Origin of the sequence: Saccharopolyspora soli (assembly GCF_022678645.1) — a bacterium.
Taxonomy (GTDB): Bacteria; Actinomycetota; Actinomycetes; order Mycobacteriales; family Pseudonocardiaceae; genus Saccharopolyspora; species Saccharopolyspora soli.
Genome location: NZ_JALBWV010000003.1, coordinates 115,739 through 135,229 on the forward strand (window position 1 = coordinate 115,739; position 19,491 = coordinate 135,229).

The following is a 19,491-nucleotide window of genomic DNA, read 5'->3' on the forward strand; positions in this document are numbered from 1 at the left end:
CCCCTCACCTCGGATTCCCAGCGGGGTGGTGAGATGACGAGGACCGATGGCCGGGAGAGTGCGTATCTGCGGCTCGCGCGGGAGTTGCGGTCGGCGATCCTGCAACGCGACTACCCGGAGGGCAAGCGGCTGCCCACCGAGGCCGAGCTCGCCGAGACGCACCGCGTCAGTCGGCAGACGGTGCGCCGGGCCTTCCAGGACCTCGTGGCCGAGGGCATGGTGTACCGCATTCCTGGGCGGGGCACCTTCGCCGCGCCCCGCGAGGAGCAGTACTTGCGCCAGTTCGGCTCCATCGACGACCTGATGGGCCTGTCCATCGACACCACGATGGAGCTGATCACCCCGCTGCACCAGCGGGTGGACCTGGATGCCGCCGGTCGGCTGCGGTTGCTGTCCGACCGGGTGCACGTGGTGGAATTCCGGCGGCTGCACGATGCCGTCCCGTTCTGCCTGACCACGGTGTTCCTGCCGCCTGCGGTGGGCAAGCTGGTCGAGTCGGTTCCGGAGGTAACTGAAGTCGGCGCGCGCAGCGGGGCGACCATCATCGGCCTGCTGGACGACCGGTTGACCGACCCGATCGCGGAGGCCGAGCAGAGCATCACGGTGGGCCTGGCGACCCGGGAGATCGCCGAACACCTCGGCTGCGAACCGCAACGGCCGTTGCTGCGCATCGATCGCATGTACCAGTCGACGACGGGCCAGCCGGTCGAACTGGCGGTCAGCCACTTCCTGCCCGAGCACTACTCGTACCGGGTCCGCCTCCGCCGCAACGTTCGTTGAACAGCTCGATCGCGTTGAACGACAGGAGAATCGGACATGTCAGTGCGCGACGGGGCGGTGCGGAGTCGGGCTGGGTGCGCGTGGTGCGGGCGTGCTCAGCCGAGGTCGCTGGGGTCGGTGTTGGCGCCGCACAGCACTATCGCGATCCGCTCGCCGTCGGCCGGTCGGTAGGCGCCGGTGATCAGCGCCGCGACTGCCGCCGCCGTGCCGTGTTCGACGATCAGGCGGTAGCGCTGCCAGAGTTCGCGCCGAGCCTGCGTGATCTCGTCGTCGCTGACCAGCACTGATCGCACCCCGGCTCGGGCGGCCACGGCGAAGGCGATCTCGCCGATCCGGCTGGCGCCGAGGGAATCGGCGGCGACACCGGAGACTTCGACGTCGACCGGCTCGCCAGCGGTCAGCGCCTCGTGCAGGGTGGGCGCGGCCTTCGGCTCGACGCCGACGACCTTCGCGCGGCCCTCGGTCGCCGCCGCGATTCCGGCCATCAGCCCACCGCCGCCGACGGCGACCAGGATCGTGTCCACCTCGTCGCCGCTCTGCTGCCGGATCTCCCACCCGAGGGTGCCTTGGCCCGCGACGATCTCGGGCTGGTCGTAGGCATGGCAGAACAGCGCGCCGGAGGCCGCCACGCGCTGGCTCGCCGCTTCGTAGGCGTCCAGGTAGCGCTGGCCGACCTGCACGACCTTCGCGCCGAACTGGCGCAGTTTGGCGACCTTCACCGCCGGGGCGTTCTCCGGCACGTAAACCTCGGCGGGGATCCCGAGCTGCGCGGCGGCGTAGGCGACAGCCAGCCCCGCGTTCCCCCCGGATGCCGCGACCACACCGGAATCCGGCACTCCGCCCCGCTCGGCGGTGGCGAGGATGCGGTTGAACGCCCCACGTGCTTTGAACGAGCCGGTGTGCTGCGACTGCTCCAGCTTCAGCCACACCGCCGCGCCGGGCAGCAGATCGTCCACAGTGATCAGTGCAGTGGTGCGGACGCGGTCGGAGATCCGGGCCGCGGCGGCCTGAACATCGGTGCGGTCGATCATCCGGCTGGCCTCGCTCTTCGACGGATCGTTGACGCCCGACCCTAACGCCGCACCAGGGGAGGGCACCGCCCGCGCCGGACTGCCTGAGATTTGAGTCACAGCAAGACGATCTCGACTTCGGCGGGCCCGCAGCCGTCGAGCATTGATTACCATCCGATGCTGAATTAGGGTCGAATCAAGAGGCAGAATAGATGGATTCCCCTGCTGTGGGGTGAACTGAGGCCCACCGTGGAGCTGCGCCACCTGACCGCGTTCGTCGCGGTCGCCGAAGAACTGCACTTCGGCCGCGCTGCCAAGCGGCTGCAGATGGCGCAACCGCCGTTGAGCCAGCAGATCCGCCAGCTGGAGAAAGAACTCGGCATCCGGCTCTTCGAGCGCAACACCCGATCGGTCCGGCTGACCAGCGCCGGTGAGTCGTTCCTGGAGCCCGCCCGCACGGTGCTCGACGACGTCGATGCCGCCGTGCGGGCCGCGAAGGCCGCCGGGCGCGGCGAGTACGGACGGGTCACGGTCGGATTCGCCGGTGCCTCCAGCCACGAGTCGCTGCCGCTGCTGACCCGCGCGGTCCGTGCCGCGCATCCCGGACTTGAACTGGTGATGCGCGGGCAGACCTACGCGAACGTCGCGCTGGCGAAGGTCGCCGACGGGTCGCTGGACCTGGGCTTCGTGCGACTTCCGGTCAACCAACCGGACGTGCGGACCAGGGTGATCGAGGTGGAGGAGTTGATCTGCGCGCTGTCCACGGACCACCCGCTGGCCGGGCGCGAGTGCATCCCGATCGAAGAACTCGCCGAGGAGTCGTTCGTCAGCTTCCCGTCCAACGCCGGGTCGACGGTGCGCGACGCGCTGGTCAAGGCGTGCGTGTCCGCCGGGTTCAGCCCCCGCGTGGTCCAGGAAGCCCCGGATTCCTACACGATCCTCGCGCTGGTCGCCGCGGGCGTCGGCGTGACCCTCACCCTGACCTCCTGCCAGCACATCCAGCAGACCGGCCTGGTGTACCGGCCGTTGGCGGGCCCGCCGACGCGGTTGCACGCGGCGCTGGCCTGGCGCACCGACAACACCTCCGCCGCGCTGCGCACCGTGCTGGCCATCGCCGAAGAAGCATTGCCCACTCCGGACCTCGGCTGAACGGGTGTTGATCGACAGCCTGCACCGCGTAGCGTGCACAACCGAATGCGGACGACAGCGGCGTTGTCGGAATTTGGAGGTGCAGATGGCGAATCCGCGCTGGGTGCGGCGCCCGGTTGGGTCGAACTGGGGCGATTTCGGTCCGGACGACAATCTGGGGCGGCTCAACCTGCTCACCCCGGAGAAGGTCCGGGCGGGTGCTGCCGAGGTGGTTGAAGGCGCCGCGTACTGCCTGAGCCTGCCGCTGGACCTGCCCGGCGGCAACGTGCTGAACCCCAACCGGTTCCCTCCGGTGCTGCGGCCGACGCGGCGCGCCGGAGAGGTCAACTACAACTTCGAAATGGACCGCCTGCACCCCGGCCACACCGATGTGCTCTGCGACGACCTCGCGGTGCTGCACCTGCAGTACTCGACGCAGTGGGACTCGTTGGCGCACGCCGGTTCGATGTTCGACGCCGACGGTGACGGCGTGCCGGAGCCGGTGTTCTACAACGGATTCCGCGCCAATGAGCACGTCGTCGGTCCGTCCGGGCTCGACGACGCGGGCGCGGAAACGCTGCACGGCACCACGACATCTTCGGCCGGGCCACTCGGCATCGGCCACATGGCGCGCAAAGCGGTGCAGGGCCGGGCAGTCCTGATCGACCTGCACGCCCACCTCGGCGACGCACGCACGCTGGTCGACTTCGGCACCCTCGCGGACATCATGGCCGCCGACGGCATCGTGGTCGAGGAAGGCGACATGGTCTGCCTGCACACCGGATTCGCCGAGAAAGTGCTGGAGATGAACGGAAGTCCGGATCCGACCGTGTTGCACGGATTCGGCGCGGTCCTCAATGGACGCGACCCGGAACTGCTGCGCTGGATCACCGATTCCGGCCTCGCCGCCCTGGTGGCCGACAACTACGCGGTGGAGGCGGCCCCGCCGCCGGAGGCCCCGGTACCGGCCGCCGTGCTGCCGCTGCACGAGCACTGCCTGTTCAAGCTCGGTGTGCACCTCGGCGAGATCTGGCGGCTCACGCCGCTGGCAGAACAGCTGCGGGCCCGCGGTCGGAACCGCTTCCTGCTCACCGCCCCGCCGCTGAACCTGCCCGGCGCGGTCGGCTCGCCGGTCACCCCGGTCGCAACGCTGTAGTCGCGGTCCCGGTGGTAGCCCTGGTGTCCGACCGGATGCTTGTCGGCCCGGTGTCTCCGCAGTAGTGTCGGACGCACCGGCCCGTTGTCCGAACAGGACCGTTCGAGCAGGAGCGCGAGATGCCGTACTTCATCGAGACGTTCGACAAACCGGACCACCAGCAGGTGCGGCTGGACGCCCGGCCCGAACACCTGGCATTCCTGGAGGCCAACAAGGCGCTGTTGCTGGCCTGCGGCGCGAAGCTGGCCGACGACAGCGACGCGGCGTCCGGTGGTGTCTACCTGCTTGACGTCGAGACCCGCGCCGCTGCCGAGGAGTTCATCGCCAAGGACCCGTTCACCAAGGTCGGCCTGTTCGCCGACGTCAAGATCAGCCGCTGGCGCAAGGCATACCTGGACGGCAAGGGCTACGTGTAATCCGGCCGCGCGCGGATGGCGAGGAATCCGCTCGGTTCGCGCCGCAACCGTTCGTAGTTGTCGGCGTCGACTGACGCGCCCGTCTCGGCTGGTCGGGGTTCCAGCAGTCGTTCGATGACGAACCCGGCGCGGAACAGCTCCTCGCAGGTCACCTCCAGCGGGGCGAGCCAGAACCGCACCCGCCAGCCCCGCGTCCAGGTTTCCTCGACGATGCGAGGTTCGAAGTAGTTGCCGCCGTGGCGCAGCCAGTCGCCAGTGGGGTGCAGGCGCGACATCACCAGCGCACCGCCGGGCCGCAGCACGCGGCGCAGTTCGCGCAGCGCGGCCAATCGGTCGTCGAGGTATTCCACGGCGAGCGCGAACAGCACGAGGTCGACCGACGAGTCCGACAACCAGTCGAGCGGCTCGGCGAGGTCGTGCACCCGGAATTCGGCCGAGGGCACCCGGTTCGCGGCGAGCTCGACCATCCGCGCGCTGAGGTCGCAGCCGGTCACCCGCGCGCCGCGCGCGACCAGCTCTTCGGCGTAGAGACCAGGCCCGCACGCGGCATCGAGCACGCGCTTCCCGGACACCTCGCCGAGCAGCGAAAGACAGGCCGGACGGTCGTAATGAGCGTTGAACAAACCGTTTTCGGCAACTTCGGCGAACTCGTCGGCGAACGCTTCGTACTGGGGAGCTGAGCCAACGTTTTCGGTCACGCCACGGATCTTGGCAGGTGCGTGCGGTCGGGGCAAAGATCGCCGACTGCCAGTGGTCGGCTTTAACCCGTGGGTAGCCTTTGCGGCAGGCATGCCAGCAGGCTGGAGGATGAGTCGGATGAATCGGGTGGCGGACGCGGCGGGTGGCTCGCGGGCGTATCAGCAGATCGTCGACGCCGTGGAGCGCGAGCTGGCCAGCGGTGTGCTGCGCCCCGGCGACCGGCTGCCCAGCGAACGCGAGATGGTCGCCCGCTACGGCGTGAGCCGCGCGACGGTGCGCGAGGCGCTGCGCGTGCTCGAACATTCCGGCCTGGTCAAATCGCGACACGGCGACCGGTCCGGGCCGCTGTTGCTGGATCCGGCGGGTGGGCCGTTGAGCGACACCCTGGAGCGGATCGTGCGATTGCACGGCTGCACCGCAGGTGAACTCGTCGGATATCGGATGATGCTGGAGTCGACGGCCAACCAGCTGGCCGCTGGGCTGCGCACCGAGGAGCAGCTGGCGGCGATGCACGCGAGCCTGGCCGCGATGCGCGCGGCGATCGAGCGCGGGGCGGAGGAGTTCGGCGCGGCCGATTTCGACTTCCACGAGCTGGTCGCCGAAGCCAGCCGCAACACGCTGATCCAGTACAGCCTGCGCGCGGCACGACAGGCGGCGCTGGTGCAGATCGAGGACAAGATCGTGCGGGCCGATGACGAACGCGCGCAGATGGAGGAGTCGCTGCGCCACCACGAGATCGTGTTCGCCGCGATCGAGGCGGGCGACGGCGAGCGGGCCGCCTCGATCGCCCGGCACAGCATCTTCGCCTACTACCGCGACTACCTCGACGAAGCCGAACGGGCAGCGCTAGCCAGCCTCTGCGCCGACGAGAACCCGTTCCTCACAGTCAGCTCGTAGGCCACGGCGGGCTCCCGAGAGCCTGGGCTCATTTCTACCGCCGAGACACTGGACAGACCAGTTGGGGAGGGCTAGATTCCACTGGTCTGTCCAGTGTCTGGGAGGGGTGAGGGCCACGCGCGAACTGGCCTTGGTCACCGGATCCAGCAGCGGGATCGGAGCCGCTACCGCCCACGAGCTCGCCGTCCGGGGCTTCGACGTCGTGCTCAACGGGCTTCCCGGTGCTGTCACGCCGCAGCAGTTGGAGGAGCGCGCTGCGGAAATCCGCGCCACCGGCGTCGAAGCGATCCCGGTAGTCGCCGACGTCGGCGAGGACGACGGCGTAGCGGCGCTCGGCGAAGCGGTCGATCACCACTCCGGACGCCTCGCGGTGCTGGTCAACAACGCGGGCACCGGGCTGACCAAACCGGTCGAGGACATCGCCGCCGAGGATTGGGATCGGCTGTTCGCGGTGCACGCCAAAGCGCATTTCCGCCTCGCCACGCGATGTTCGGCCGCCCTCAAAGCGGCTGGTGGAGCGGTCGTCAACGTCAGCAGCGTCGCCGCGAAGGTCGGATTGCCCGGCCGGGCCGCCTACAGCGCGACCAAGGCGGCCATCGAGGGGTTCACCCGCGCGCTCGCCGGGGAATGGGCGCGCGACGGCGTCCGGGTCAACGCGGTGGCCCCCGGCACGATCCGCACCCCGTTGGTGGAGCGCAACTTCCAGCGCGGCCTGCTCGATCCCGACATGGTGCTGGCCCGCACCCCGATGGGCCGCTTCGGCACCGCCGAGGAGGTCGCCAAGGTGATCGCCTTCCTCGCCGGGCCGGACGCCTCCTACGTCACCGGGCAGACGATCTACGTCGATGGCGGCTGGACCGCCTGGGGAGGCTGAGATGCCGGAAACCGAGCGGCCCACTGCCGTCGTCACCGGTGGTGCCTCGGGAATCGGCGCGGCGGTCGTCAACCGGCTCGCCGAATCCGGTTGGCGGGTAGCGGTATTCGATCGAACGTCCACACCGGACGGTCACGTGGTGGACGTCCGCGACGAATCCGCCGTCACCGAGGCGCTGAACGCCGTCGCGGCGGAGCTCGGGCCTATCGACGCGGTCGTCCACTCGGCGGCCATCGCGCAGCGCGGCGAGCAGGCCCACGAGCTGGCCACCGAGGCGTTCCGCGAGATGATCGACGTCAACCTGGTCGGCAGTTTCATCGTCGCCCGCGCCGCTGCGGCGCAGATGCGGCCGCGCGGCAGCGGCACTATCGTGCTCGTCTCCTCGGCGGCGGGATTCCGGGCTCGTTCCGGGATGGCGGCTTACGGAGCGGCGAAAGCCGGTGTCATCCAGCTCGCGAAGATCCTCGCGGTGGAGCTGGGCGGCACCGGAATCCGGGTCAATTGCGTCTCGCCCGGCGTCACTCTCACCCCGCTGTTGCTCGACTCGTGGCAGGCCGAGAGCCCGGAACACGCATTCCAACTGGCCAACGCCCAAGCGGCCATCCCGCTCGGGCGGCTGGTGGCCGCGGGGGAGGTCGCTGACGCGGTGGCGTACCTGCTGTCGCCGGGTGCGTCGGCCATCACCGGGCACAACCTGGTCGTCGACGGCGGGCGATCGCTGTGAACAACGGACATCGTGCCCAGTGACCGGGCGAACCCCACTGAGCAAAGGAGCCACTTCCATGCCACAGGCGACGACGGTCGCCGCCGAGCGCGGTGCGGATGCGCGGCGCGCTCGCAAGGCGGTGATCGCTGGCGGTATCGGCAACTTCATCGAGTGGTACGACTACGGGGTCTACGCGGCGCTGAGCCCGGTGCTGTCGAAGCTGTTCTTCCCGGCCGCGGATCCGGTGACCTCGACGCTGGCGAGCTTCGCCGTCTTCGGCGTGGGTTTCGTGGTGCGCCCGCTGGGCGGGTTGTTCTTCGGACAGCTCGGCGACCGGCGGGGTCGGCGCACCGCCCTCGGCCTGGCGCTGATCATGGTGTCGCTGTCCACTTTCGCGATGGGCGTGCTGCCCACCTACTCGCAGCTGGGCCTGTTCGCGCCGCTGCTGCTGGTCGCCCTGCGGCTGATCCAGGGCTTCTCGGCCGGTGGCGAGTGGACCGGGTCGGCGACGCTGATGGTGGAGAACGCGACCGACGGCCGCCGGGGCTGGGTGGCCAGCTGGCAGCAGTTCAGCGTGATCGTCGGGCAGCTCGCGGGCATCCTGATCGTCACGGTGATCACCAACGTCTGGTCGGAGCAGGTGCTGCGGGACTGGGCGTGGCGGCTGCCGTTCGTGATCGCGCTGGTGCTGGGCGTGGTCGGCTTCTACATCAGGTTCCGGATGGAGGACACGCCGCACTTCCAGAAACTGCAGAAGCAGGACATCGTCGCCGCCGCACCGACCCGCGAATCGCTGCGCACCCAGCGCCGCGCGATGGCCGCGGCGTTCCTGTTCGTGGCGCTGCCCAATGTCGGCTTCTACACGTTCCTGACCTACATGCCGACCTTCCTGAACCAGGAGGGCGGACTGGCGCTGTCCGACGCCTACGCGGTCAACCTGGTGGGCATGGCGATCTACGCGGTGCTGACGCCGGTGGTCGGCAGGCTGTCGGACCGGTACGGACGGCGCCCGATGCTGATCGCCCACGCGATCGGCTTCCTGGTGCTGGCCTATCCGATCTACCTGCTGCTGGCCCAGGGCTCGTTCACGCTCGCACTGGCGATGCAGCTGCCCGCGCTGCTGCTGATGTCGCTGTACGCGGGGCCGGGCACCGCGGCGATCACCGAGATGTTCCCGACCAGGTTGCGGTACTCGTCGCTGGCGCTGCCGTACAACCTCAGCTCGGCCCTGTTCGGCGGTACCGCACCGTTCGTGTCCACCTGGCTGATCGCGACCTTCCACAGCCCGTTGGCCCCGGCCTTCTACACGATGGTCGTCGCGGTGCCGACACTGCTGGTGTACCTGAAGTTGCGGGAAACGGCGCACGAACCGCTGCGCGATGCCTGAAACCTTCGACGCGGCCCACCTACCCGGAAAGGCGAATCGTGGCTGAGCACATCGACGTCGTCCTGTCCTTCGACGTGGACGCCGAAACGCTTTGGGAGGCCAGGGATCCGGACAGCGCCACGAAGCCGGTGTGGCTGTCGCAGGGCCGCTACGGGCCGACGGTCGGGCTGCCGCGGATCATGCGGCTGCTGTCCGAGCACGACATCCCCGCGTCGTTCTTCGTGCCGGGCGTCGTGATCGAGCGGTATCCGGCCGAGATCGGCATGATCGTCGAGGCCGGTTTCGACATCGGCCACCACAGCCACACCCACACCTGGGCGCAGAACCTGGGCAAGGAGCAGGAGCGCGAGGAGTTCGAGCGCGCGTACCGGGTGATCGAGGAGTTCACCGGCCGCGCGCCGCGCGGTTACCGCTCGCCCGCCGCCGAGTTCACGCCGAACACCCTGGACCTGATGGTCGAGTTCGGGTTCGAGTACTCCAGCAACTTCTTCGACGGCGACTCGCCGTACCTGCTCGGCGACACCGACATCCTGGAGTTCCCGTTCTCCTGGCACCTCGATGACGCGCCGTTCTTCTTGTACAGCAACAAGTTGCCCGGTCGCGTGATGTCGGCGCCCAGCGATGTGCTCGAGACCTGGACGTTGGAGTTCGACCAGCTTCGCCAGGAGCCCGCCCGATGCCTGGTGGTGGCGATGCACCCGCAGGTCATCGGACGACCGTCCCGGATGTGGGTGCTGCAGAAGTTCGTCGAGCACGTGCTGGCGGCCAGCGATGCCAGGTTCACCACCTTCGGCGCGCTGACCGACGAATTGCGGCCGCGCCTGCTGGCCGAGCGCGCGAAGTGAGGGGAGCAGCAGTGGATCTGGCAGCCGTGCTCGACGGGCCCGCGTGGGCGATGCGGCGCAGGCTCGTCGAGCGCGAGTTCAGCGTCGTCGAAGTCGTGCGGGCGACGCTGGACCGGATCGCCGAACGGGACCGCGTCGTGCACTCGTTCCTCACCATCGACACCGAAGGCGCGCTGGCGCGGGCCGAGGAGCTGGACGAGAAGCTCGCGCGCGGCGACCTGCTCGGCCCGCTGTTCGGGATCCCGGTGTCGCTGAAGGACCTCTTCGAAACAGCCGGGCTGCGCACCACCTCGGGTTCGCGGGCGCTCGCCGATTACGTGCCCGACTGGGACTCGGTCCACGCGCAGCGGTTGCGCGAGGCGGACGCGGTGATCGTCGGCAAGACGAACACCCCGGAGTTCGCGGTGTTCACCCGGACCACCAACGACCTGATGCCGGAGACGGTCAACCCCTGGGACCACGGGCGCAGCCCCGGCGGGTCCAGCGGCGGCGCGGCGGCCAGCGTCGCCGCCGGGCTCACCCAGATCGCGATCGGCAGCGACGGCGGTGGCTCGACCCGCATCCCGGCGGCGCTGTGCGGGCTGTTCGGCCTGCAGCCCAGCCAGGGCCTGGTTCCGCACGTGGGCGGGTTGGTGGGCACGCTGCTGTTCTCCTCGGCCGGGCCGATCACCCGCGACGTCCGGGACGCGGCGCTGACCCTGCAGGTGCTGGCCGGTCCCGACGCCCGCGACCCGATGAGCCTGCGCGACGCGCCGGGGGACTACCTGTCCAACCTCGACGACCAGGTGGGCGATCTGCGGTTCGCCTGGCTGGAGCGCTCCGGGCTGATCGACGCCTCGGCCGAGGTCGCGCAGCAGTGCCGCGACGCGGCGCGAGAACTGGTCGCGTTGGGCGCGACGGTCCGGGCAGCGTCCGGGAGCATGCAGGCCGATCGCTGGCGGGACGGTTTCTACCAGATGATGATGTCCGACCGGTACGCCTCCGGAGGTGCCCGGTTCTACGAGGACGTCGACACGCGGGCGCTGCTGACCGATTACGCGCGCACGCACTTCGAACGCGCGGCGAAGATCACCGGCGCGCAGTACTCGCACGCGTTGGAGGAGCGCTTCCACGCGATCCGCGCGTTGGAGGCTCTCTTCGAGGGCGCCGACTTGCTGCTGACCCCGACGGTCGGCATGGTCGCGCCGGAACTCGCGGCGGATCGCAACCGCATCCCGGACGAGGCCCGGCTGCCGTACGTCGCCTACACCTACCTGATCAACTACACCGGATTCACCGCGGCGACCGTGCCCTGCGGGACCGTCGCCGGTTTGCCGGTGGGCTTGCAGGTGATCGGCCGACCGGGCAGCGAAGCCACCGTGCTGCGAGCGTGCCGCACCCTGGAACGGGTGCTACCGCCGATCGTGCCCGCGGCAGCGATGTGAACGACCGAGCAGGAGTGCACAGTGGACAGTTATGACGTGGCAGTGCTCGCCGGTGACGGAGTCGGCCCGGAAGTCACCGGCGAGGCGCTGAAAGTCGTGGCGGCCACCGCGAAGCGGTTCGGCTTCGAGTTCAACACCACGCGGTACGACCTGGGCGCCCAGCACTACCTGGACACCGGTGTGGTGATCGACGATGCGACCATCGAGGAACTGCGTTCGCACCAAGCGATCCTGTTCGGCGCGCTGGGCGACCCGCGGGTGCCGCCGGGCGTCCTGGAACGCGGCCTGATCCTGAAGCTGCGGCGCGAATTCGCGCAGCCGGTGAACCTGCGGCCGGTCCGGCTCTACCCAGGAGTGCCGACGCCGATCCGGGACCTCACCCCGCAGCGCTGCGACCTGGTGATCATCCGGGAGAACACCGAGGGCCTCTACGTCGGCGCGGGATCCACCGTGCACGCCGGAACGCCGCACGCGGTCGCGTTGCAGGAATCGGTGAACACGGTACCGGCGATCACGCAGGTCGTGGACTACTCGTTCCGACTCGCCCGGCAGCGCCGCAAGAAGCTGGCACTGTGCCACAAGACCAACATCCTGGTGCACGCGGGCGCGCTGTGGCAGCAGGTCATCGACGACGTGAGCCGGTCCTACCCCGAGGTGGAGTTGGACTACGTGCACGTCGACGCGATGTGCCAGCACCTGCCGATGACCCCGGAGCGCTTCGACGTGGTGGTCACCGACAACCTCTTCGGCGACATCATCTCCGACCTCGGCGCGACCATCCAGGGCGGACTCGGGGTGGCCTGCAGCGGCAACCTGAACCTCGACGGCACGGCCCCGAGCATGTTCGAGCCGGTGCACGGCTCGGCCCCGGACATCGCGGGCCGCGGCTGGGCGAACCCAGCAGCGGCGGTGCTGTCCGCGGCCCTGTGCCTGGCCACCCTCGGCCAAGCCGAAGCGGCGCTGGTCTGCGAACAGGCCGCGACCTCGGTCCTGGCGGAACTCCCGGCCCTGGCGGGCCCGGCGATGGGAGTGTCCACTTCGGACCTCGGCAGTCGCATGGCGGACCGCGCCACCACGCTAGAAGTCCCAACCACCCCATCGATCATGACAGCGGTCGCCAAGGTGTGATTTTTCCGAGTGAAGGGCACCTTTTACCAACTATGCCGGTAAAAGGTGCCCTTCACTCCTCACCCGACCCGGTGATCGTCGGCAGGTCGCGGCGGCCAGTTCGCCAGGCTGCGGTGGGATTCGAAGCGGCGTCGCCGCCCGCTGATCGGGTCGGTGAATTCCAATGCCTTGGCGAGCAGTTGGAGGGGCGTGGTGAAGTCGTTGGCGGCGCGGGCGCGCACGGTCGGGTAGAGGTCGTCGCCGAGGATCGGGATTCCGAGGCTGTTGAGGTGCACCCGCAGTTGGTGGGTGCGGCCGGTGCGAGGCAGCAGCCGGTAGCGGCCCAGCCTGTCGCGATGCTCGACCAACTCGATGCGGGTCTCGCTGTTCGGCTCGCCCGATTCCTCTTGGGCGGCAAGGACTCCGCGACGCTTCACGATCCGGCTGCGCACCGTGCGCGGCATCGCCAGCTGCGGGTCGAAGCGGGCGATGGCCTCGTATTCCTTGTGCACCAACCGGTCGTGGAACAGGGTTTGGTACGCGCCGCGCCGCTCGGGCTTGAGCACGAACATGACCAGTCCGGCGGTCAACCGGTCCAGCCGGTGTGCCGGACTGAGCCCCGGCAGGTCCAGCTCCCGCCGCAGCCGCACCAGCGCGGTTTCCACGACGTGCCCGCCACGCGGCGTGGTGGCCAGGAAGTGCGGCTTGTCCACGACCAGCAGGTCGTCGTCGTGGTGCACGACATCGAGCGCGAACGGCACCGGTGTTTCGTCGGGCAGGTCGCGGTGGAACCAGACGAACGCACCAGGCGCGAAGGGGGCATCGAGGCCGAGCGGGCCGTCGATCCCGACGATCTGGCCGTCGCGCAGCATGCTCTCGATGCGTTCCGGGGCGAGCTTCGGCAACCGGTCGACGAGGTAGTCCCGGACGATGGCCCAGTGGCCGTCGACGGGCAGTCGCAACCGGACGGGGTCCAGGCCGTGCCGCTGCGGCAGCGGCGAAGTGAGCTTGCGTCGCATCGCCCCACCAGCCTATAGGTCGTTCCAACAGTGGTTCGCGTGGCGGAACCTCAGTCGGACCAGCGCTCAGAGGTGCAGTTTGAAGCCCTCGTGCGAGGCCGCGAAGCCGAGCCGCTGGTAGAAGCGGTGCGCGTCGCTTCGCTGTTTGTCGGAGGTCAGCTGCACGAGCGCGCAGCCACGCCGACGAGCCTCGGCGATCGCCCATTCGCACATCTCGCGGCCCAGGCCGTGGCTGCGGTGCTGCTCGTGGACCCGGACCGCCTCGATCTGCGCTCGCAGCGCGCCGCGCCGCGCCAGTCCGGGGATGAACGTGAGCTGCATGGTCGCGACGATCTCGCCGCCGCTGGTGGTCGCGACGACCAGCAACTGCGCCGGATCGGCGTCGATCGCCGCGAACGCCTGCCGGTAGGGCTGGAGCTCGGCTGCGGACTCCCGCGTCGCGCCCAGCTGATCGGCCGCCAGCAGCTCGACGATCCGCGCGACGTCGGCATCGGTGGCCCGACGCAGCACATAGGTCTCGTCCCCGGCGGACAGCGTCGCCAACGTGCTCACAAATCCTCCACTGTGGAATCCCAGCGCGAACGCATCCGGTAGCCGCACCGCGTGCGGTCGTGCGCTCCGGTTCTTGACATCATCGGCGGGACCCGAGCGGAAGGGAACCCGGATGTCGGAGATCGCGGCTGTCGGCAAGCCGGTGGCGGCGCGGTTGGCGGTGGCCGCGCTGTTCCTGGTCAACGGCGCGAGCTTCGCCAGCGTCGTGCCGCGTTACCCGGAGCTGAAGGACGCGCTGGCCCTGTCCAACGCGGCGCTGGGCACCGCTCTCGCGGCCTTCCCGCTGGGTGCCTTGCTCGCCGGTCTGCTGGCCGGGCCGATCTTGGTCCGGTGGCGTTCGGCGGCGGTCGCGGTGTGGTGTTCCGTGCTGCTGGCCGCGGATCTCGTCGCGATCGCGTCGGCGGGGCAGTGGTGGCAGCTGGCGGGAGCGCTGTTCGTCGCAGGCGCGCTTGACGCGATCGTCGATGTGGCGATGAACGCGCACGGACTGCGGGTGCAACGGCGCTACGGGCGTTCGATCGTGAACTCCTTCCACGGTTTGTGGAGCGTGGGTGCGATCGTCGGTGGCCTGGCCGGGTCGCTTGCCGCCGGAGCCGCGCTGCCGCTGCCGCTGCACCTCGGCGCTGCTGCGGTGGTACTGGCTGCGGTTGCCATCACCACCAGCTGGTTCCTGCTGCCCGGACACGACAGCACCGAACGGGAGGAAAGCCACGGGCCGCGAGCCCGACCGCGAGGTGCGCTGCTGCTCGCACTGCTGGCAGTTGGCGTGTTGTGCGCGGCAAGTGCACTGGTCGAAGACACCGCCGCGTCGTGGGGCGCGGTCTACCTCCGCGACTCGCTGGGGGCAGCTCCGGTGCTGGCTGGTCTGGTGTTCGTCGCGCTGCAAGCAGCGCAGACAGTCGGTCGTCTCACCGGCGATCGGATCGTCAACCGATTCGGCAGCCGGGCGGTGGCTCGCCTCGGCGGAATCTTGGTCGTGGTGGCGGTGGGTGCGGCGCTGCTGTGGCCGTCGATCCCCACCACGGTCATCGGATTCGCGGTGGCGGGCTGGGGCATCGCCACGATCATCCCGGCCGGTTTCCACGCCGCCGACGAGTTGCCCGGCCTGCCCTCCGGCACCGCTCTCGCCGTCGTCGGCTGGATCTACCGGTTCGGTGTGCTGATGGTTCCGCCCGTCGTCGGGTTGCTGGCCGACGCGTTCAGCCTGCGAGCGGGCCTGGTGGTGGTGCCGGTCGCTGGGGTGCTGATCGTGCTGCTGTCGGCACGACTGCCGGGGAAGTGAGCGGCGCGATGCCGTCCAGATCTCGCCAGATCCTGCTCGGCGTTGGACGTGATTCGAACCGGGACCTAATGTCGTTCCCCGTGACCCAGTTCCGGGCCGACCAGCATCGACGAGTCCGCCTACCGGGAGAACATCGGTTGGTTGAGCCGGTTCGGCGCGGCCGGTCTGTCCACCCCAGGCGGCACGGGCGAGTCCTGCTCGCTGACCCCGGCGAAGGTCGAGTCAGTCGACCTCGACGACGCCGATCTGGTCGAGCAGCTTCCCGAATGACCGTCCGGCAACGGCGCACCGACCACGAAGGATGCCAACCAGCATGACCGCGCAGCAGTGCCCGGTGGTGACCGACATGCGGGTCGTGCCCGTCGCCGGGCAGGACAGCATGTTGCTCAACCTCAGCGGAGCGCACGCCCCGTACTTCACCCGCAACCTGGTGATCCTCACCGACTCGGCAGGCCGCACGGGAATCGGTGAGGTGCCCGGCGGGGAACCGATCCGCACCACTGTCGAAGAGTCGCGGGACCTCGTCGTCGGCCGATCGATCGCCCAGTACCGCTCGGTGCTGGGCGCCGTGCGCAACCGCTACGGCGACCGGGATTCCGGCGGGCGCGGCGTGCAGACCTTCGACCTGCGGGTCGCGGTGCACGCCGTCACGGCCCTGGAAGCCGCGCTGCTCGACCTGCTCGGCAAACACCTCGAAGTCCCGGTCGCCGACCTGCTCGGGGAGGGCAGGCAGCGCGACCACGTCCCGGTGCTGGGCTACCTGTTCTTCGTCGGTGATCGCACCAGGACCGACCTGGCGTACCGATCACCAGCGGACGAACCGGTCAACGCCGACGACTGGATGCGGCTGCGCCACGAGGCAGCGCTCACGCCCGAGTCCGTGGTGCGGCTGGCCGAAGCGGCCCGCGACCGCTACGGGTTCCGCGACTTCAAGCTCAAGGGCGGCGTGCTGCCCGGACCGGCCGAGATCGAGGCCGTCACCGCGCTGGCCGAACGGTTCCCGGATGCGCGCATCACCATCGATCCCAACGGTGCGTGGCGGCTGACCGAGGCGATCGAGTTGTGCCGGGGACTGCGCGACGTGCTGGCCTACGCCGAGGATCCGTGCGGTGCGGAGCAGGGCTTCTCCGGGCGGGAGACGATGGCGGAGTTCCGCCGCGCGACGGGACTGCCCACCGCCACCAACATGATCGCCACCGATTGGCGTGAGCTGGGCCACGCGATCCGCGCGGACGCGGTCGACATCCCGCTGGCCGACCCGCACTTCTGGACGATGAGCGGTTCGGTGCGCGTCGCGCAGCTCTGCGACGCGTGGGGCCTGACCTGGGGCTCGCACTCGAACAACCACTTCGATGTGTCGCTGGCGATGTTCACCCACGTCGCAGCCGCCGCGCCCGGCGAGATCACGGCCATCGACACGCACTGGATCTGGCAAGACGGGCAGCGGCTGACCCGCGAACCGCTGGTCATCGCCGATGGCAGGCTGCCGGTGCCCACCGCACCGGGGCTCGGCGTCGAACTGGACATGGACCGCGTGGCGGCGGCGCACGAGCGCTACCAACGGGAAGGGCTCGGTGCTCGCGACGACGCGATGGCCATGCAGTACCTCATTCCGGGCTGGACCTTCGACAGCAAGCGGCCCGCACTGGACCGCAGCTGACGGCGTCAGCCGAGCAGCTTGGCGAGGAACCAACCGATCCGGCTCACCTTGCGGATCCGCGGGTTCCCGGCCACGCCGTGGATCTCCCACAGCTGGCCGCAGACGTCGCAGCGCCACAGGCCGATCTGGTTGATGTCGGGTTCGCAGGGATGGCCTCGGCGCCCTCGTCTCATGCACCGAATAACACCACAACCGACCTGTGCGGTGGTCCGCTTCGGTTCCAGCGGATCGGGTGAAAGCCGTGACTTTCGGCCTTACCCCGCGTGTGCGGGTGCCACGTACCGTCAACGGCGGTTTGTGCGAACGGGGGAGGGAACACGGGTGACGCTGCGCGAATTGGTCGAGCAGATGGAACGGCGTTGGGACGAGCTGATCGTCCTGCGCGCGAGCCCTGACATGTACGGCAGCGAAAGCCTGGACGGCCAGCTCTCCGAGTTGGAACTGTGGCTGCTGCGAATGCACCGGCTGACCGCCGGGACGGCCGCATGACGCACACGTTGATCACCAACGGGGTCCGGATCAGCTACTTCTAGCGCATGATCCGTCGGCGGGCACGAGTTTGCTGAGCAGCCGGTGCAATTCGCTGCGTTCGGCAGGGCTGAGCCGATCGAGCAGGTCGACGTCCACCGCGTCGGCGATCGGAGCCACGGCGCGCAGCTCGGCATTGCCGCGGTCGGTGAGTCGCAGCAGACGGCGGCGCCGGTCGGCGTCATCGACGCTGCGCTGGACCAGCCCGCGTTGCTCCATGCGCAGCAGCACGGATGCGAGGGTCGCCTTGTCGATGGCCGCGCGCTGACCCAGCTGGGCCTGCTCGATACCGGGGTTCGCCCGGATCGCGGTCAGCACCGCGTACTGCGGTTTGGTCAGGTGCGGCAGGCGTGCCTGCCAGTTCGCGGTGTGCTCCTGCATGGCGCGGCGCATGAGGTGGAAAACGGCTTGGTCCAACTCCACGGCGGCGTCACATCCATCGAGATCGGCAACTGTGGTGCTGGCATCCTAGTGCAACCGGACTAGTGCGATAGGGCTAAATCCGGCGCCCGGATAGCGCGGAACGCACACCGACCGAGGGCCTGTCGTCCGACGGGCCTCATTTGCCCTTTTGGTCCACGCAGGTGCAGGGGTCCTGGCAGGCGTGGTTGAGGCCGGGTAGCGGGTAGGTGGCGACCTTCCTCGCGCGGTCGATCGTGAACCAGGCCAGCGCCCCGCCAATCGCGCACACCACGGCCGAGACCAGCATCGCCTGGCCGAAGCCGGGGCCGAGCGGCGCACCCGCGCCGGTGTTGGACAGCCCGGCGAGCACCGGGAGCACCGCGACCGACACAAGCCCCGCCAAGCGGGACACCGCGTTGTTCACGCCGGAGGCGAGTCCGCCGTTGTCGACGCTGACCGAGGCGAGCACGGCCGAGGTCAACGGCGCCACAGTGATCGCCAGGCCGAGCCCGAACACCAGTACGCCGGGCAGCACACCGGTCACGTAGGTGCTGCCCGGCACTGCCCACGTCAGCAAGGTCAGCCCGACCGCGCAGACGATCGGTCCGATCGTCATCGGCAGGCGCGGACCGGTGCGTTGCGCGATCGCACCCATGCGGCCGGACAACAGCAGCATGACGATCGTGATGGGCAGCGTCGCGATGCCCGTGGTGAGGGCGTCGTAGCCCAACGACTGCTGCAACTGCAACGACAACAGGAACAACGCCCCGCCCAGCGCCGCGTACACCGTGAAGGTCGTCAGGTTCGCGCCGGTGAACTGCGCGGAGCGGAACAGCGACAACGGCAGCAACGGGTTCGGGTGGCGCAGCTCGATCAGCGGGAAGGCCACCAGCGCCGCGGCGCCTACCACGGCCGCCGCCACGGTGAGCGCGGTCCACCCCTTCGTCGGAGCTTCGATCAGGGCGAACACCGCCCCGGCCAGGCCGACGGTCACGGCGACCGCGCCGGGAATGTCCAATCGTCCGGTGGCGGTCGGGTTGCGGGTTTCCGGCACGTGCCGCAGCGCGAACAGAGCCCCCGCGGCGATGGGCAAATTGATGAAGAAGACCCAGCGCCAGGACGCCGCGTCCACCAGCCACCCACCGACGAACGGTCCGACCGCCGAACACACACCGGTCAACCCGGCCCAGCGGCCGACCGCCTCGCCGCGGTCCTCGTGCTCGATGGCCGAGTTGATCAACGCCAGGCTGCCGGGCACCAGCAATGCCCCACCGACGCCCTGCAACAGGCGCGCGACGATCAGCGCCTCACCGGTGGGTGCGAGGCCGCAACCCAGCGATGCCACGGTGAACAGCACCAGGCCGATCGTGTACACCCGGCGGCGGCCGTAGCGGTCCCCGAGCGCACCGCCGAGCAGCAGCAGCGCGCTGAGCGTGAGCAGGTAGGCGTCCAGCACCCACTGCAGGATGCTCAGGTCTCCGCCGACCTCGCGGCCGATGGCGGGCAGCGCAACGTTGACGACCGAACCGTCGAGGAACGCCACTCCGGAACCGAGGATGGTGGCGACGAGGATCCAGCGCCCCGAATCCGAACGCAGTGCGACAGCAACGGCCATCGTC

At 69.5% G+C, this 19,491-nt stretch carries 21 protein-coding genes and 1 pseudogene; 15 read left to right on the forward strand and 7 right to left on the reverse strand.

All coding sequences use genetic code 11. The annotated features are described in order from the left end of the window. Nucleotides 1-33: 33 nt before the first annotated feature. Complete coding sequence (locus MOQ72_RS03370) at nt 34-780, forward strand: GntR family transcriptional regulator (RefSeq protein WP_242180475.1); 747 nt, start codon at nt 34-36, stop codon at nt 778-780. Nucleotides 781-875: 95 nt separating this feature from the next. Here the strand turns inward: MOQ72_RS03370 and MOQ72_RS03375 are convergent, their stop codons facing one another. Then, complete coding sequence (locus tag MOQ72_RS03375; protein ID WP_242180476.1) at nt 876-1,910, reverse strand: threonine/serine dehydratase; 1,035 nt, start codon at nt 1,908-1,910, stop codon at nt 876-878. A 129-nt stretch (nt 1,911-2,039) separates the two neighbouring features. Here MOQ72_RS03375 and MOQ72_RS03380 point away from each other — a divergent pair, with 129 nt between their 5' ends. The 3 genes from MOQ72_RS03380 to MOQ72_RS03390 all read left to right on the forward strand — a co-directional run bounded on the left by MOQ72_RS03380 (nt 2,040) and on the right by MOQ72_RS03390 (nt 4,490). Beyond that, nucleotides 2,040-2,939: a LysR family transcriptional regulator gene (locus MOQ72_RS03380; RefSeq protein ID WP_242180477.1), complete on the forward strand. Its 900-nt coding sequence runs from the start codon at nt 2,040-2,042 to the stop codon at nt 2,937-2,939. An 85-nt stretch (nt 2,940-3,024) separates the two neighbouring features. Further along, nucleotides 3,025-4,074 (forward strand): cyclase family protein, encoded by a 1,050-nt coding sequence (locus tag MOQ72_RS03385; RefSeq protein WP_242180478.1) that lies wholly within the window; start codon nt 3,025-3,027, stop codon nt 4,072-4,074. A 119-nt stretch (nt 4,075-4,193) separates the two neighbouring features. Beyond that, entirely contained in the window at nt 4,194-4,490 is a 297-nt protein-coding gene (locus MOQ72_RS03390; protein ID WP_242180479.1) for a YciI family protein, read from the forward strand. Here the strand turns inward: MOQ72_RS03390 and MOQ72_RS03395 are convergent. Then, nucleotides 4,481-5,188 (reverse strand): class I SAM-dependent methyltransferase, encoded by a 708-nt coding sequence (locus MOQ72_RS03395; protein WP_242180480.1) that lies wholly within the window; start codon nt 5,186-5,188, stop codon nt 4,481-4,483. The genes MOQ72_RS03390 and MOQ72_RS03395 overlap by 10 nt on opposite strands. 118 nt (nt 5,189-5,306) lie before the next feature. Between MOQ72_RS03395 and MOQ72_RS03400 the strand changes: the two genes are divergently transcribed. The 7 genes from MOQ72_RS03400 (at nt 5,307) to MOQ72_RS03430 (ending at nt 12,450) form a co-directional block, all read left to right on the forward strand. Further along, nucleotides 5,307-6,086 (forward strand): FadR/GntR family transcriptional regulator, encoded by a 780-nt coding sequence (locus tag MOQ72_RS03400; protein WP_242180481.1) that lies wholly within the window; start codon nt 5,307-5,309, stop codon nt 6,084-6,086. A 106-nt stretch (nt 6,087-6,192) separates the two neighbouring features. Continuing rightward, the gene (locus MOQ72_RS03405) at nt 6,193-6,960 is read left to right on the forward strand and encodes an SDR family NAD(P)-dependent oxidoreductase (RefSeq protein ID WP_242180482.1); all 768 of its coding nucleotides are present in this window, start codon (nt 6,193-6,195) and stop codon (nt 6,958-6,960) included. A gap of 1 nt (nt 6,961) precedes the next feature. Then, nucleotides 6,962-7,684, forward strand: coding sequence for an SDR family NAD(P)-dependent oxidoreductase (locus MOQ72_RS03410; RefSeq protein WP_242180483.1), 723 nt, complete (start codon nt 6,962-6,964; stop codon nt 7,682-7,684). A 58-nt stretch (nt 7,685-7,742) separates the two neighbouring features. Next, on the forward strand, nt 7,743-9,053 hold the full coding sequence (locus tag MOQ72_RS03415; protein ID WP_242180484.1) for an MFS transporter: 1,311 nt from the start codon (nt 7,743-7,745) through the stop codon (nt 9,051-9,053). Nucleotides 9,054-9,091: 38 nt separating this feature from the next. Next, nucleotides 9,092-9,898: a polysaccharide deacetylase family protein gene (locus MOQ72_RS03420; protein ID WP_242180485.1), complete on the forward strand. Its 807-nt coding sequence runs from the start codon at nt 9,092-9,094 to the stop codon at nt 9,896-9,898. Nucleotides 9,899-9,909: 11 nt separating this feature from the next. Next, the gene (locus MOQ72_RS03425) at nt 9,910-11,322 is read left to right on the forward strand and encodes an amidase (protein WP_242180486.1); all 1,413 of its coding nucleotides are present in this window, start codon (nt 9,910-9,912) and stop codon (nt 11,320-11,322) included. Between the two features lie 21 nt (nt 11,323-11,343). Continuing rightward, a complete protein-coding gene (locus MOQ72_RS03430) occupies nt 11,344-12,450 on the forward strand; it encodes a 3-isopropylmalate dehydrogenase (RefSeq protein ID WP_242180487.1) in 1,107 nt (368 codons plus the stop codon). Nucleotides 12,451-12,509: 59 nt separating this feature from the next. On the opposite strand, the gene MOQ72_RS03435 is transcribed toward MOQ72_RS03430, so the two are convergent. Beyond that, nucleotides 12,510-13,448, reverse strand: coding sequence for an RluA family pseudouridine synthase (locus MOQ72_RS03435; protein WP_242180488.1), 939 nt, complete (start codon nt 13,446-13,448; stop codon nt 12,510-12,512). Nucleotides 13,449-13,514: 66 nt separating this feature from the next. Then, nucleotides 13,515-14,000 carry a GNAT family N-acetyltransferase gene (locus MOQ72_RS03440; RefSeq protein WP_242180489.1) on the reverse strand — a complete coding sequence of 162 codons (486 nt, stop codon included), beginning with the start codon at nt 13,998-14,000 and terminating at the stop codon, nt 13,515-13,517. Nucleotides 14,001-14,112: 112 nt separating this feature from the next. On the opposite strand from MOQ72_RS03440, the gene MOQ72_RS03445 reads away from it, so the two are divergent. The 3 genes and pseudogenes from MOQ72_RS03445 (at nt 14,113) to gudD (ending at nt 16,942) form a co-directional block, all read left to right on the forward strand. Beyond that, nucleotides 14,113-15,282 carry an MFS transporter gene (locus tag MOQ72_RS03445; RefSeq protein WP_242180490.1) on the forward strand — a complete coding sequence of 390 codons (1,170 nt, stop codon included), beginning with the start codon at nt 14,113-14,115 and terminating at the stop codon, nt 15,280-15,282. A gap of 8 nt (nt 15,283-15,290) precedes the next feature. Next, nucleotides 15,291-15,510: pseudogene (locus MOQ72_RS03450) on the forward strand (hypothetical protein); the annotation flags it as partial. A gap of 85 nt (nt 15,511-15,595) precedes the next feature. Continuing rightward, nucleotides 15,596-16,942, forward strand: coding sequence for a glucarate dehydratase (gene gudD / locus MOQ72_RS03455; RefSeq protein ID WP_242180491.1), 1,347 nt, complete (start codon nt 15,596-15,598; stop codon nt 16,940-16,942). A gap of 5 nt (nt 16,943-16,947) precedes the next feature. On the opposite strand, the gene MOQ72_RS03460 is transcribed toward gudD, so the two are convergent. Beyond that, complete coding sequence (locus MOQ72_RS03460; RefSeq protein WP_242180492.1) at nt 16,948-17,115, reverse strand: hypothetical protein; 168 nt, start codon at nt 17,113-17,115, stop codon at nt 16,948-16,950. 148 nt (nt 17,116-17,263) lie between these two features. Here MOQ72_RS03460 and MOQ72_RS03465 point away from each other — a divergent pair, with 148 nt between their 5' ends. Further along, nucleotides 17,264-17,431: a hypothetical protein gene (locus tag MOQ72_RS03465; RefSeq protein WP_242180493.1), complete on the forward strand. Its 168-nt coding sequence runs from the start codon at nt 17,264-17,266 to the stop codon at nt 17,429-17,431. A gap of 30 nt (nt 17,432-17,461) precedes the next feature. On the opposite strand, the gene MOQ72_RS03470 is transcribed toward MOQ72_RS03465, so the two are convergent. Together MOQ72_RS03470 and MOQ72_RS03475 are read right to left on the reverse strand one after the other, a co-directional pair. Beyond that, a complete protein-coding gene (locus MOQ72_RS03470) occupies nt 17,462-17,893 on the reverse strand; it encodes a MarR family winged helix-turn-helix transcriptional regulator (RefSeq protein WP_242180494.1) in 432 nt (143 codons plus the stop codon). A gap of 136 nt (nt 17,894-18,029) precedes the next feature. Then, nucleotides 18,030-19,487 carry an MFS transporter gene (locus MOQ72_RS03475; RefSeq protein WP_242180495.1) on the reverse strand — a complete coding sequence of 486 codons (1,458 nt, stop codon included), beginning with the start codon at nt 19,485-19,487 and terminating at the stop codon, nt 18,030-18,032. Nucleotides 19,488-19,491 lie beyond the last annotated feature (4 nt).